This window comes from Geodermatophilus sp. SYSU D01106, from assembly GCF_054049995.1.
Window position 1 is genome coordinate 22,697 of sequence record NZ_JBJGYM010000023.1, and the last position, 13,136, is coordinate 35,832.

A 13,136-nucleotide genomic window follows, 5' to 3' on the forward strand; every position below is an offset into this window, starting at 1 on the left:
CGTGCGGGTGCTGGAGCTGTGGCGCTACCCGGTCAAGTCGCTGCAGGGGGAGCGCCTGGACGCCGTCGACGTCGGGACGCAGGGCCTGGCCGGTGACCGGCAGTGGGCGCTGTTCGACCGCTCGACCGGCTACGGGCTGACCGCCCGCCGTGTCCCCGACCTGCTCTTCGCCGCCGCCCGCCTGCGCGCGGACGGCGGCGTCGAGGTGGTGCTGCCCGACGGTACGGCGACCACCGACGACGACGTCCTGTCCGACTGGCTGGGCCGGCCGGTGACGCTGCGCGCGGCCGACGTCGAGCGCGGGCCCCGGCACTACGAGGCGCCCGACGACGACGAGGACGTGTGGGACGCCTTCGAGGGGGCGTCCGGCGCCTTCCACGACAGCTCGCGCATCCGGGTCTCGCTGGTCTCCACCGGCACGCTCGGCACCTGGGACCGGCGCCGGTTCCGCGCCAACGTGCTGCTCGACGGCGCGGGCGAGGACGACCTGGTGGGCAGCACCGTGCGGCTCGGCGGCGCCGTCCTCGACGTCCTCAAGCCGGTCAGCCGCTGCGTGATGGTCACCCGGCCGCAGCCCGGCGGCATCGCCCGCGACAACGGCGTCCTCAAGACCATCCACCGCGAGCGCGGCAGCACCCTCGCCGTCGGCGCGCTGGTGCCGGTGCCCGGCCGGGTGGCGGTCGGCGACGCGCTCACCCCCGCGTGAGGATGGGGGACGTGCGCACCGTCGAGCTCCGTCCCGGTGAGGACTCCATCCGCCTCGGCCAGCTGCTCAAGCTCGTCGACGCCGTGCCCACCGGCGCCCAGGTGAAGGACGTGCTGGTCACCGGCACGGTCCGGGTCAACGGCGAGCCCGAGGACCGGCGCGGCCGGCAGGTCCGGCGGGGCGACGTCGTCAGCATCGAGGGCGCCGAGGACGTCCGGGTCGCGTGAGTTCCACGTGGAACGCGGTCGTGCCGCGCTGGCCGGCCGCCGTCCCGGGCCCCGACTTCGCCGCGATCCGCGCCGAGTTCGACGTCCCGGAGGACTTCCCGCCCGCGGTGCTCGCCGAGGCCGAGCGCCTCGCCGCCGACCCGCCGATGCCGGACGACGACGCCACCGACCTGCCGCTGGTCACCCTCGACCCGCCCGGCAGCCGCGACCTCGACCAGGCCGTCCACCTCGCGCGGGAGGACGGCGGCTACCGGGTCAGCTACGCGATCGCGGACGTCGGCGCCGTCGTCGCGCCGGGCAGCGCGCTCGACGCCGAGGCCCGCCGCCGCGGCCAGACCGTCTACGCGCCCGACCGGCGCACACCGCTGCACCCGCCGGTGCTCAGCGAGGGCGCCGCCAGCCTGCTGCCCGGCGAGGACCGCGCCGCCGCCCTGTGGACCATCCGGCTCGACGCCGACGGCGGGGTGCGCTCGGTCGACCTGCGCCGCGCCCGCGTGCGCAGCCGCGCCCAGCTCGCCTACCCCGACGTCCAGGCGCAGGCCGACGCGGGCACCCTGTCCGGCGCGCTGGAGCTGCTGCCCGAGCTCGGCCGGCTGCTGCGGGCGCGCGCCGCCGACCGCGGCGCCGTCGAGCTCGGCTCCCCCGACCAGGAGGTCGTGCGCACCGACGGCGGCGGCTGGACGCTCGTCGCCCGCGCGCCGCTGCCCGTCGAGGGCTGGAACGCGGAGATCTCGCTGCTCACCGGCCGCGCCGCCGCCCGCCTGATGCTCGACGGCGGCGTCGGCGTCCTGCGCACGCTGCCGCAGGCGCGCCCCGAGGACGTCGGGCGGCTGCGCCGCCTCGCGCCCGCGCTCGGCGTCGACTGGCCCGCGGACGCCGGCGCCGGCGCGGTGCTCGCCGGCCTCGACCTCGCCGACCCGCGGCACCTCGCCTTCCTCGAGGAGGCCACCGCCCTGCTGCGCGGCGCCGCCTACACGCCGTTCGACGGCGACCCGCCCGCCGACCCCGGGCACGCCGGCGTCGCCGCGCCCTACGCCCACGTCACCGCACCGCTGCGCCGGCTGGTGGACCGCTTCGGCACCGAGGTGTGCCTGGCGCTGGCCGCGGGGCGCGAGCCGGACCCGGCGGTCCGCGCGGCGCTGCCCGAGCTGCCGGCGCTCATGACCGCCTCCGACCGGCGCACCCGGGCGGTCGAGCGGGCCGTCGTCGACGCGACCGAGGCCTGGCTGCTCGCCGGCCGCGAGGGGGAGGAGTTCGACGCCGTGGTGGTGGACGCCGACGACGACCGGGGCACCGTGGTGCTCGCCGACCCCGCGATCCGGGCGCGCTGCGCCGGCGCGGGCCTCACGGCGGGCGCGCGGGTGCGGGTGCGGCTGGCCGAGGCCGACGTCGCCCGCCGGACCGTGCGCTTCACGGTGGCGGCATGAGCGCCCCATACCTGGCGGAGCGCCTGCAGGGCTTCGGGACGACGGTCTTCGCCGAGATGAGCGCCCTGGCGGTGGCCACCGGCTCGATCAACCTGGGCCAGGGCTTCCCCGACACCCCGGGCCCGGCGGAGGTCCTCGACGTCGCCCGCTCGGCCATCGGCACCGCGCACGACCAGTACCCGCCCGGGCCCGGCACCCCGGAGCTGCGGGCGGCGATCGCGGCGCACGTCGCGCGCTTCCGCGGCCTGTCCTACGACCCCGACACCGAGGTGCTGGTCACCGCCGGCGCCACCGAGGCGCTCACCGCCGCGATGCTCGCGCTGGTCGAGCCCGGCGACGAGGTCGTGGTCTTCGAGCCGGTCTACGACAGCTATGCCGCGGCGGTCGCCATGGCCGGTGGCGTGCTGCGCCCGGTGCCGCTCACCCCGCCCCCGGCCGACACCGACGGCGCGGTGTGGACCTTCGACCCCGCCGACCTGCGCGCCGCCGTCACCCCGCGGGCGAGGCTCCTGCTGCTCAACACCCCGCACAACCCCACCGGCAAGGTGTTCCGCCGCGAGGAGCTCGACGCCGTCGCCGAGGTCGTCCTCACCGCCGGCCTGCTCCTGGTCACCGACGAGGTCTACGAGCACCTCGTCTTCGCCGGCGCCGAGCACGTCTCGCCGGCGACCCTCCCGGGCCTGCGCGAGCGGACGCTGGTGGTCGGCAGCGGCGGCAAGACGTTCAGCACCACCGGCTGGAAGGTGGGCTGGACCTGCGGGCCGGCGCCGCTGGTGGCCGCCGTCCGCACCGCCAAGCAGTTCCTCACCTACGTCAACGCCGGGCCGTTCCAGCCGGCGATCGCCGCGGGGCTCGCCCTGCCCGACGCCTACTTCACCGGGATCGCCACCGACCTGCAGCGGCGCCGGGACGTCCTGGTGGGCGGGCTCCGGGAGGCGGGGCTGCCGACCATCAGCCCGGAGGCCACCTACTTCGCCACGGTCGACGTCCGCGGGATCGCCGACGGCGACGACGGCCTGGCCTTCTGCCGGGAGCTGCCGCACCGGGCAGGGGTGGTCGCCGTGCCGGCAGGTGTCTTCTGGACGGCGGAGCACGCGGACCTCGGCCGGCACCTGGTCCGGTTCGCCTTCTGCAAGCGCGACGAGGTGCTCACCGAGGCCGTGCACCGACTGACCAGGATGGGTCCATGAGGTTCGGGGTGGTCCAGCACGACATCGTCTGGGAGGACCGGGAGGCGAACTACGCCCGGCTCGCCCCCCAGGTCGCCCGCGCGGCCGCCGCGGGCGCGGAGTTCGTCCTGCTCAGCGAGACGTTCTCCACCGGCTTCTCCATGACACCGGGCATCGGCGAGCCCGAGGACGGCCCGTCGGCGTCGTTCCTGCGGGCGCAGGCCGCCGAGCACGGCGTCTGGGTGGCCGGCAGCTGCCCGGAGATCGCCCCCGGCGGCGACCTGCCGTTCAACTCCCTCGTCCTGGCCGGCCCGGACGGGCAGGTGCACCGCTACCGCAAGCTGCACCCGTTCACCCACGGCGGCGAGGCCGAGCGGTTCCGCGCCGGGGAGGCGCCGGTGACGGTGGACGTCGGCGGCCTGCGGGTCACGCCGTTCATCTGCTACGACCTGCGCTTCGCCGACGTCTTCTGGGCCGCCGCCGAGCAGACCGACGTCTACCTCGTGACGGCGAACTGGCCCGCCCCGCGCCGTCACCACTGGACGACGCTGCTGCGGGCCCGGGCCATCGAGAACCAGGCCTACGTGGTGGCCTGCAACCGCGTGGGCACCGGCGGCGACGGACTCGAGCACGCCGGCGACAGCCAGGTGGTCAGCCCGATGGGCGACCTCCTGGCCACCGCCGCGGGTGGGGAGACGCTCGTGCTCGCCGACGTCGACGCCGCCGAGGTCGCCGCCACCCGCGCGCGGTTCGCGTTCCTGGCCGACCGCCGCGGCTAGCGCGGCGGGGCCTGGCCGGCCTGCGGGACCGGGCTGATCTGCTGGGTCCGGTCGGCCGGCGGGACGGCGCCGATCTGCTGGGTCCGGTCCGCGGGGGCCGGGCCGGCCTCCGCGGTCCCGGTCTGCGCGGTCCCGGCCGGCGCCGTGCCGGCGTGTCGCGCCGGTGTCTCGTCGACGACGATCTGCTCGCGCTGCACCTGCTCGGTGATGCGCTCGTGGCCCTGGACGAGTTCGGTGCGCAGCCGCACCCGCTCGACCGGCACGACCTCGACGGTGACGACCGGCCGCTCGGCGTGCAGCACGATCTCGTCGGGCACGCCGGCGAGTCCGCCGCCGACCTGACCGCCGCTCCCGACCCCGCTCCCGACACCACCGGCGACCCCGCCGCCCGTGGCGCCCCCGGTCACCCCGCCCCCCGTGCCGGCACCGCCCGGGACCCCGGCCGGGACGAGCGACTCGCCGGGCCCCGGGTCGGGTGCGTCGAACGGCACCTCCTCGATCCGGATCTCCTCGCGCCGGATCGGGACGGTCACCTGCACCTCCTCGGTGACCACGTACTTCACGACGCGCACGCGCGTGGCGGCGACCTGCTCGGTGCCCACCCGCACCTGCTCCTCGCTGCGGGTCATCGCCCCGTCGGAGTGCTGCGGGACCGGCGGCGCGGCCTGCTCGGTGGTGGTGCGGACGTCGGACGCCGGCGGCGGCACCGGGCGGGTGCCCGGGTCGGTCGCGGGTCCGGGGACCAGGCCCGCGGCCCCGGCGCTCGCCCCGGAGGCCGCGGCGGTGCCGGTGGTCCCGGCGACCCCCTGCGCGGGCGCCTGGGCCGTCGTGTCCGCCGTCCCCGTCGTCCGGTCCGTCGTCGTGCCGGTCGTCGTCCCGGTCGGGACACCGGTGCCGGCACCGGCCTCCGTGCCCGTCCCGATGCCCGTCCCGGTGCCCGTCCCGATCCCGTAGTGGCGGCGCAGGTCCGCCTCCTCCTCGGGGCTCAGGTGGTCCCCGTGCACGGCGGGCGCGTGGCGCACCGCCTCCTTGCCCACGGGGACCTGCAGCATCCCGTCGGTGAAGGTGGCCTCGGTGGCCGGCACGACCGAGTGGCGGGTCCCGAACAGGCCGGTGCTCACGGCCACCCAGGTCGGTGCACCGGTGCGGTCGTCGACGAAGAAGCTCTCGACGGTGCCGATCTTCTCGCCGTCCGGTCCGTGGGCCGTGCTCCCGATCGCCGCCGACAGGTCTCGCTCGCTCAACACGGTGCTCGCCTCCTCCGCACGCCTGCTCTGGCGTCCTCGGGCGGGAGAGTGCCCGGTGCCGTGTGTCCCGACACGCGGTCGACGCCTACGGTCTGTACGGGAGAAGGCCACCTGAGGAGGACGACGTGGGCAGCGGCAAGCTCGAGGTCGAGCGGAAGTTCGAGGCGGGGCCGGACGTCGTGCTGCCGGACCTGACCGGGGTCGGCCGCGGCGTCGTCACCGTGGGTGACCCGGTGACGCACGACCTGGACGCCACCTACTACGACACCCCGGACCTCCGGCTGCTCCGCGCGCGGATCACGCTGCGCCGGCGCACCGGCGGCACCGACGCCGGCTGGCACCTCAAGCTGCCGACCGCCGTCGCCGGGTCGCGCCGCGAGGTGCACGCGCCGCTGGGTACCCGCCGCACCGTCGTGCCGCGCGCCGTCACCGAGCCGGTGACCGCCGTCCTGCGCGGGAAGCGTCCCGAGCCGGTCGCCACCCTGCAGACCACCCGCCAGGTCACCGAGCTGCTCGACGCCGACGGCCGGGTGCTGGCCGAGGTCGCCGCCGACACCGTCACCGGCACCGCGATGGCGCCCGACCCGGGCTCGCCTGCCGAGGTGACCACGTGGCGCGAGATCGAGGTGGAGCTCGTCGACGGCGACCCGGAGCTGCTCGACGCCGTCGCCGACGCCCTGGTCGCCGGGGGCATCCGGCCGTCGGACTCGCCGTCGAAGCTCTCGCGCGTCCTGGCGGGCCGGCTGGCGGCCGCCGCGCCGGCCGCCACCCCCGCGCCCGCCCCCGAGGCCCCCGAGGGCAGGGCCAAGGCCAAGGGCAAGGGGAAGAAGGGCAAGAAGGCCAAGGGCAAGGGGGAGGACGACGCCGCGGCCGCGCGTACGGCGGGCGACGTCGTCCTCGCCGCGCTGCGTGCCCAGGTCGAGGCGCTGCAGGTCGCCGACATCGGCGTGCGCACCGGCGACCCGGAGGGCGTGCACGACCTGCGGGTGGCCTGCCGGCGGCTGCGCAGCATCCTCGCCGCCTTCCGGAACGTCCTCGACCGCACCGCCACCGACCCGGTCCGCGACGAGCTGCAGTGGATCGGCGGCGCGCTGTCCGGCGCCCGCGACGGCGAGGTGGCCCTGGAGCACCTGCGCGCCGTCGTCGCCGCGCAGCCGGTCGAGCTGGTCCGCGGCCCGGTCTCCGCGCGGCTGCGCTCCACCGAGGTGGCCGACGTCGAGCGCGGCCGCAAGGCGGCGATCCGCGCGCTGTCGGACAAGCGGCACCTCGCGCTGCTGGACTCCCTGGACGCCCTGCTCGCCGACCCGCCGCTGGCCGAGGCCGCGGGCCAGCCTGCCCGGGCCGTCCTCGCCGACGCGGTGAAGCGCGCCGGCAAGCGGCTCACCGCGCGCATCGACGAGGCCCGCGGCCGCGAGGCCGTCGACCCCGGGGCGCACGAGGAGGAGACGGAGCACGCCCTCCACGAGGCGCGCAAGGCCGCCAAGCGGGTCCGCTACACCGCCGAGGTCGCCGCGCCGGTGCTCGGCGCGCCCGCGGAGGCGCTGGTGGCCTGCATGAAGCAGGTGCAGGACGTCCTCGGCGAGGCCCAGGACACCGTGGTCACGCGGACGTGGTGCCTGCGGCTGGCCACCGCCGCCGTCGGCGCGGGCGAGGACACCTTCACCTACGGCCGGCTGCACGGTCTCGAGGAGGCCCGCGCCGAGCACGCCGACCGGGCCTTCTGGGCGCTGGAGCCGACGCTGCGCGACGCCGTCCGCGCCGCCGCGCGGGCCTGAGCACGACCGGCCGGCCGGCTCGCGCGGGAACGCCGCGGGCCGGCCGGTCGTCTCCCTGGCCGGGCACGTCCGCCCCGCCGTCCCCCGCGAAGCGAGGTCCGTCCTGTCCCTGATCGCCCTGCTCGGGTTCGGCACCGTCGTCCTCGTGGCGATGCTCCTGCTGCACGGCTACCTGTGGTGGCGGCTGGTCCGCAGCACCACGCGGCCGGGCCGGGTGCGCCGGACGCTCACCTGGGTCACGGTCCTGCTCGCCCTCTTCCCGGCCGCCGCCGTGCTGACCCGCCGCGACCTGTCGCTGTCGGCGCAGGCGCCGCTGGCCTGGGTCGGCTTCACGTGGCTGGGCGTCGCCTTCTACGCCTTCCTCGCGCTGCTGGCGCTGGAACCGGTGCGCTGGCTCCTGGACAGGCGCACGAGGCCGGCCGTGGCTGCGGAACCGGCCCGGGAGCCGGCGACCGTGCCCGCTGCCCCCGCGCCGCCCCCGCCGGCCGCGGAGCCGCAGGCCGGACCCCCCGATCCCTCGCGGCGGCTCTTCCTCGCCCGCTCGCTGGCCGTCACCGCCGGCGCCGTGGCGCTGGGCACCGCCGGCACCGGCGCGTACTTCGCCAACTCCCCGCCGGTCGTGCGCCGGGTGCCGGTGACCCTGCCGCGGCTGGACCCGGCCCTCGACGGGCTGCGGGTCGTCACCTTCTCCGACGGCCACCTGTCGGCCACCTACGGCGGGCGGCGCTTCGAGCGGCTGGTGGAGATCGTCAACGAGCAGCGGCCCGACGTCGTGGCGATCGTCGGCGACCTGGTCGACGGCGAGGTCGACGAGCTGCGCCGGGACGTCGCCCCGCTGGCCGACCTGGTCAGCGAGCAGGGCGTCTACTTCGTCACCGGCAACCACGAGTACTTCGTCGACACCACCGCCTGGCTGCGGCACCTGCCCACCCTCGGCGTCGAGGTGCTGCGCAACGAGCGGGTGCCGATCAGCCGCGGCGGCGCCTCGTTCGACCTGGCCGGCATCGACGACCGCACGGCCGCCGGCTCCGGCGTCCCCGGGCACGGCGCCGACCTCGACGCCGCCCTCGACGGCCGCGACGACGCGACGCCGGTCGTGCTGCTGGCCCACCAGCCGGTGCAGGTGGAGCAGGCGCGGGCGGCGGGCGTCGACCTGCAGCTGTCCGGGCACACCCACGGCGGGCAGCTGTGGCCCTTCGACTACGCGATCCGGCTCGACCAGCCCGCCGTCGAGGGCCTGTCCCGGCACGGCGACACCCAGCTGTACGTGACCTCCGGCGCCGGCTACTGGGGGCCGCCGATGCGGGTGGGCGCCCGCCCCGAGGTCACCGTCGTCGAGCTGCGGGCGCCCTGAGCGGCCCGGTTCTCACCCGGGCGGGAGACGTCTCATACGACATGACGTCCGCAGACGTCTTCCTCCGCATACCCTGGCGGTCGTGACGGCAGCGGCGGCGGGACCGAAGTACCTCTCGGTCCGGGAGCACCTCCGGCGCCGGGTCGCGGCGATGCCGGAGGGGGCGCTGCTGCCCCCGGAGCCCTCGCTGTGCGCCGAGTACGGGGTCAGCCGGATCACGCTGCGCCGGGCGGTCGACGGGCTGGTGGCCGACGGGCACCTCGTGCGCGAGCAGGGCCGCGGCACCTACGTCACCCGCCCGGCCATCCGGCACGAGTACCGCGAGAGCTTCGTCCACCGGATCGCCGGCTGGAGCTCGCTCATGGCCGAGCAGGGCGCGCAGGTGGGCACCACGGTCCTGCAGCAGCGCGTCGTCCCGGCGCCGCGGACGGTCGCCACCGAGCTCGCCCTCGACGTCGCCGCGGACGTCGTCGAGCTCGAGCGGCTGCGCAGCGTCGACGGCGCCCCGAACCACGTGGCGCACAGCTTCCTGCCCGCCGACCGGTACCCGAAGGTCGCTGTCGAGGACTTCACCGAGGGCTCGCTGTACGAGTTCCTGCGGCGCGAGTACGGCGCCGACCTCGCCCACGCGCGGATCGTCGTCGACGTCGGCACCGCCGCCCCCGACGAGGCCGACCTGCTCCAGATCGCCGCGGGCTCGCCGCTGCTCGTCGTCCGCACCACCGTGCGCGACAGCTCCGGCCACCCGCTGGTGCACTCCTTCTCCCGGCTGCGCCCCGACGTGAGCCAGGTCGAGTTCGAGGTCTCGGTCACCGGCCGCTGAGCGCCGCCAGCCGCGGCTCGAGGTCGAGCACCATCCGCACGAACCGCGCGCGCTGGGCCGCGTACGCCAGCAGCTCGTCGGTCACCGGCCGGAACAGCACGTGCAGCGGCATCCCGGTGCACGGGTAGCGCAGCAGCGCGGCCAGCAGGACGGCGGTCTCGAGCTCCGCGGGGGACACCGTCACGCCCTCGGCGGCCAGGCCGCGGGCGTGGGCGGCGACCGCCGGGCCCAGCAGGCCGGGCACCTCACCGGGCGCCCCGGCCCCGCACTCGGCCCGCCCGAACAGCAGCGGCACGAGGTCGAAACCGGCGGGCGCCGGGCCGGACATCGCCCAGTCGACCAGCACGAACGTGTCCGGGGCCGCGGCGGGCCGGAGCAGGTTCATCGGCGTCGCGTCCCCGTGCGCGGGCAGCACCGGCAGCGGGGCCAGGCCGGCGTGCACCTCGGTCACCCGCCGGGCCAGCGCGCAGACCTCCTCCCGGAGCGCCACCACCTCGGCCACCTGCATCACCGGCGCGGCCCAGGTGGCGTCGTCGAGCAGCCACGGCACCGCCCAGCGGCCGAGCTGGTCGTCCCGGTAGCTGGTCAGGAAGTCGCCGGTGGGCATCGGGGGCACGGGGTGGTGCCGGCGGCGGGCGGCGAGCCGGCCCAGGAGCTCCGCGGCCCGGAGGGTGTCGGCCTCGGTCCACGGGGCGTCGAGCGGGTCGGCGTCCTCGAGCCACAGGGTCAGCCGGTCGCCGGGGTGCTCCTGCACGTGCACCACGGCCGGCGGGCGCATTCCCGGCGGGGACAGCGCGGCGACGCCGTCGACGAGGACGTCGGCCTCCAGCCGCCACGGGATGATGCCGTCGAGCCGGGCCCGTTCGACGTCGGGCATCTCCGGCGGGAGGCCGTAGCGGGCGGCCTGCAGCTCCTTGGCCACCAGGCGCAGCACCACCGGCCGCGCGTCGCCGCCGCGGCCGGCGACGGCGACCCGGGTGAGCGCCCGCGTGGACGGCGCGGTGACGTGGTGCGGGATCGGCGCGCAGGTCACCCGCTCGACGGTCAGGTCCGGGTCGCCGGCCCAGCGGCGCAGGGCGGGCAGCAGCCCGTCGACCGTCGTCCCGTCCGGCAGCCCGGTCACCGGGGGCGCCGGGGGCCGGGGCGGTGCGGGCGGCGGGGGTGCAGCGGCCGGAACAGGGCCAGCCAGGGGGAGGTCGTCATCGCGGGCTCCGTGGGAGGATGGTCAAGCCGCTTGTCTGACACGGAGATGGTGAAGCACCTTGACGGAATCCGTCAACGGGGACGACGGCCCCCTCGTGGTCGTCCTGCTCGAGCACGCCATCCACCGGATCCGCGCCGAGCTGTACGCCCTGAGCGACGAGTCCTTCCCCGGCCTGCGCACGCGGCACTACCGCCTGCTGTCCATGGTCCCGCCGGGCGGCGAGCGGCTGAGCCGGATGGCGACCACGAGCGGGCTGACCAAGCAGGCGCTCGCCCAGGCCCTGCAGCCGCTCGAGGACGGCGGCTACGTCGAGGTGGTCCCCGACCCCACCGACGGACGGGCCCGCCTCGTCCGCCTCACCGGCCGCGGCCGGCAGGTCAACGACACCGTCCGTGCGCACCTCGCCGCGATCGAGCGCGAGTGGGCCGGCCGGGTGGGGGAGGAGCGCTACGCCGTCGCCCGCGCCGTGCTCGCCGACCTCACGCCGGGGCCCGCGTGAGCGCGGCTACCGTCGGGGTGTGACCACGGCGAGCGGGACCCGCGAGGTGGCCGCGCCGCGCAGCCGTGTCTGGCGGGCGCTGGCCGTGCTCGAGCCCTACTGCGCCGTGTGCGACGTCTCCTACGTCGTCGACGGGGAGGGGTCGGGTCGCGGCACCCGGTTCGTCTGCGTGCCCGGGCAGCTCGCCGGCGACCAGCGCCCCCGCGAGGGCGCGCCGCGCGGCGAGATCGTCGAGTGGGAGCCCGAGCGGGTGGTGGCCACCCGGCTGGAGCTCACCCCGGAGACGTGGACGACGCGGATCGAGCTGGCCGACGCCGCCGACGGCGGCACCCGGGTGACCATCACGCTCACCCACGCCCCCCGGCGGGTGCGGCTGGCCGACCGGTTCACGCGCTCGGCCCTGCAGCGCATGGTGCAGCAGACCGTCGACGGCGAGCTGGACAAGCTGCCGGCCCACGTGGAGCAGGTCACCACCGGGTGAACCGGGCGCCCCGTGTGTGTGCGGGGTGATCTTGCGGGTAGTGATCTCCCCGGCCAGGACGCCGTCCGGCGTCCGCAGGACACAAGGGAGACAGACGTGCAGATCCTCGGTCTGATCGTGGTGGGCCTGATCATCGGTGCGCTCGCGCGCCTCATCAAGCCCGGCCGTCAGCGGCTGAGCATCGTCGCCACGCTGCTGCTCGGCGTCGTCGGCGCCCTCATCGGCGGCGTCGTCGCGAGCCTGCTCGGCACCGGCGACATCTTCGAGCTCAACGTCATCGGCTTCATCGTCGCGGTGATCGCTGCGGTGCTGCTCATCGGCGTCGCCGAGGGTCTGTCGGGCGGCCGCAACCGCGCCGTCCGCTGACCCCGGGCCGGGGGAGCCGGGCGGGCGCTCAGAGCCCGACCGACTCCCCCGGCGCCAGCCGGGCGTAGGGCGTGGGCGTGCCCGGTCCCCGCTCGCCGAGGAGCCCTGCCACTACGCCGAGCCCGGTGTCGTTGAGCAGGCCGTCGTGCACGGCGAAGGCCCGCTCCGCCCCCACGGCGCGGACGTAGTCGACCACCTCCGCGGTCTTCGACCAGGGCGCGTGCAGCGGCAGCAGCAGCGCCGGCACCGGGGCGTCGGGCACGGTGAACGCGTCGCCGGGGTGGAAGACCCGGCCCGCCACCAGGAAGCCGACGTTGCGCACCCGGGGCAGCTCCGGGTGGATCACCGCGTGCCACTCGCCGTGCACCTGCACGTCGAAGCCGGCCACGGTCACCGCGTCGCCGTGGCCCACCGCGTGCACCCGCCCGCCGAGGCCCTCCAGCTGCCCGGCGACGGACGGGTTCGTCCACACCTCCAGCGCGGGGTCGGCGTCGAGCGCCGCGCGCAGCCGGTCGCCCACGAAGTGGTCCGGGTGCTCGTGCGTCACCAGCACCGCCGTCGCGCCGTCGAGCGCCGCCGGGTCGGTGAAGGCGCCCGGGTCGACGACGAGCCGGCGGCCGTCGTCCTCCAGCACCACGCAGGCGTGCCCGTGCTTCGTCAGCTGCATGCCGGCATCCTGCACCTCACCCGGAGGGGGGAGGGGGGCGCGCCCCGGCTGGCGCGCGGCCGCGGGGCTGCCGACCTCTCCGGCATGGCTCCCACCACCGCCGCCGGCAGCACCGCCCGGACCGCCGCCGCGACCGCCCCCACGCCGTTCGCGGCCACGACGTACGCCGCCGCCCGCAGCCGGGCGCACGGCCCGACCGCGGCCCTCTGGCACGCCGTCGAGCTGCACCGGCCCGCCGCCGAGGTGGACGGCGCCTGCGAGCTCAGCCTGTGCGGCAGCCTCGCCCGCGTGGCCGTGGACGAGCCGTGGCCGCCCACGACCAGCGACGTCTGCGGCGACTGCACCACCCTGGCCCGCTGACCTCCCGAGCCCGCTGAACCCCTGGGCCCGCTGAGCCCTGGGCTCCTGGCCC

Annotated in this window: 15 protein-coding genes; 12 read left to right on the plus strand and 3 right to left on the minus strand. The window is 77.0% G+C overall.

From position 1 onward, the window contains the following. The first annotated feature begins 1 nt into the window (after position 1). From ACI78R_RS19695 to ACI78R_RS19715, 5 genes are read left to right on the plus strand one after another with little or no spacing between them, the layout of a single operon-like run. Entirely contained in the window at positions 2–706 is a 705-nt protein-coding gene (locus ACI78R_RS19695; protein ID WP_457041986.1) for an MOSC domain-containing protein, read from the plus strand. Positions 707–708: 2 nt separating this feature from the next. Then, complete coding sequence (locus tag ACI78R_RS19700) at positions 709–933, plus strand: RNA-binding S4 domain-containing protein (protein ID WP_336032664.1); 225 nt, start codon at positions 709–711, stop codon at positions 931–933. Beyond that, complete coding sequence (locus tag ACI78R_RS19705) at positions 930–2,360, plus strand: RNB domain-containing ribonuclease (protein ID WP_457041987.1); 1,431 nt, start codon at positions 930–932, stop codon at positions 2,358–2,360. The genes ACI78R_RS19700 and ACI78R_RS19705 overlap by 4 nt, the downstream gene beginning before the upstream one ends. Then, the gene (locus ACI78R_RS19710; protein ID WP_457041988.1) at positions 2,357–3,550 is read left to right on the plus strand and encodes a pyridoxal phosphate-dependent aminotransferase; all 1,194 of its coding nucleotides are present in this window, start codon (positions 2,357–2,359) and stop codon (positions 3,548–3,550) included. The genes ACI78R_RS19705 and ACI78R_RS19710 overlap by 4 nt, the downstream gene beginning before the upstream one ends. Next, positions 3,547–4,308 carry a nitrilase-related carbon-nitrogen hydrolase gene (locus ACI78R_RS19715; RefSeq protein WP_073422112.1) on the plus strand — a complete coding sequence of 254 codons (762 nt, stop codon included), beginning with the start codon at positions 3,547–3,549 and terminating at the stop codon, positions 4,306–4,308. Before ACI78R_RS19710 ends, ACI78R_RS19715 begins: the two co-directional genes overlap by 4 nt. Here the strand turns inward: ACI78R_RS19715 and ACI78R_RS19720 are convergent. Then, a complete protein-coding gene (locus ACI78R_RS19720; protein ID WP_457041989.1) occupies positions 4,305–5,555 on the minus strand; it encodes a PRC-barrel domain-containing protein in 1,251 nt (416 codons plus the stop codon). The genes ACI78R_RS19715 and ACI78R_RS19720 overlap by 4 nt on opposite strands. 125 nt (positions 5,556–5,680) lie before the next feature. Between ACI78R_RS19720 and ACI78R_RS19725 the strand changes: the two genes are divergently transcribed. The 3 genes from ACI78R_RS19725 (at position 5,681) to ACI78R_RS19735 (ending at position 9,507) form a co-directional block, all read left to right on the plus strand. Beyond that, complete coding sequence (locus tag ACI78R_RS19725; RefSeq protein ID WP_457041990.1) at positions 5,681–7,330, plus strand: CYTH and CHAD domain-containing protein; 1,650 nt, start codon at positions 5,681–5,683, stop codon at positions 7,328–7,330. A 151-nt stretch (positions 7,331–7,481) separates the two neighbouring features. Next, positions 7,482–8,684, plus strand: coding sequence for a metallophosphoesterase (locus ACI78R_RS19730; RefSeq protein WP_457042021.1), 1,203 nt, complete (start codon positions 7,482–7,484; stop codon positions 8,682–8,684). Between the two features lie 82 nt (positions 8,685–8,766). After that, positions 8,767–9,507 carry a GntR family transcriptional regulator gene (locus ACI78R_RS19735; RefSeq protein WP_073422115.1) on the plus strand — a complete coding sequence of 247 codons (741 nt, stop codon included), beginning with the start codon at positions 8,767–8,769 and terminating at the stop codon, positions 9,505–9,507. Here ACI78R_RS19735 and ACI78R_RS19740 read toward each other — a convergent pair. After that, complete coding sequence (locus ACI78R_RS19740; protein WP_457041991.1) at positions 9,494–10,630, minus strand: hypothetical protein; 1,137 nt, start codon at positions 10,628–10,630, stop codon at positions 9,494–9,496. The genes ACI78R_RS19735 and ACI78R_RS19740 overlap by 14 nt on opposite strands. A gap of 139 nt (positions 10,631–10,769) precedes the next feature. Between ACI78R_RS19740 and ACI78R_RS19745 the strand changes: the two genes are divergently transcribed. From ACI78R_RS19745 to ACI78R_RS19755, 3 genes are all read left to right on the plus strand, one after another. After that, positions 10,770–11,210, plus strand: coding sequence for a MarR family winged helix-turn-helix transcriptional regulator (locus tag ACI78R_RS19745; RefSeq protein WP_139253070.1), 441 nt, complete (start codon positions 10,770–10,772; stop codon positions 11,208–11,210). A gap of 19 nt (positions 11,211–11,229) precedes the next feature. After that, the gene (locus ACI78R_RS19750; protein ID WP_457041992.1) at positions 11,230–11,691 is read left to right on the plus strand and encodes an SRPBCC family protein; all 462 of its coding nucleotides are present in this window, start codon (positions 11,230–11,232) and stop codon (positions 11,689–11,691) included. A 96-nt stretch (positions 11,692–11,787) separates the two neighbouring features. Beyond that, positions 11,788–12,057: a GlsB/YeaQ/YmgE family stress response membrane protein gene (locus ACI78R_RS19755; protein WP_217651330.1), complete on the plus strand. Its 270-nt coding sequence runs from the start codon at positions 11,788–11,790 to the stop codon at positions 12,055–12,057. Between the two features lie 28 nt (positions 12,058–12,085). On the opposite strand, the gene ACI78R_RS19760 is transcribed toward ACI78R_RS19755, so the two are convergent. Continuing rightward, a complete protein-coding gene (locus ACI78R_RS19760; RefSeq protein ID WP_336032560.1) occupies positions 12,086–12,724 on the minus strand; it encodes an MBL fold metallo-hydrolase in 639 nt (212 codons plus the stop codon). An 84-nt stretch (positions 12,725–12,808) separates the two neighbouring features. On the opposite strand from ACI78R_RS19760, the gene ACI78R_RS19765 reads away from it, so the two are divergent. Then, positions 12,809–13,084, plus strand: coding sequence for a hypothetical protein (locus ACI78R_RS19765; protein WP_457041993.1), 276 nt, complete (start codon positions 12,809–12,811; stop codon positions 13,082–13,084). The last annotated feature ends 52 nt before the right edge of the window (positions 13,085–13,136 follow it).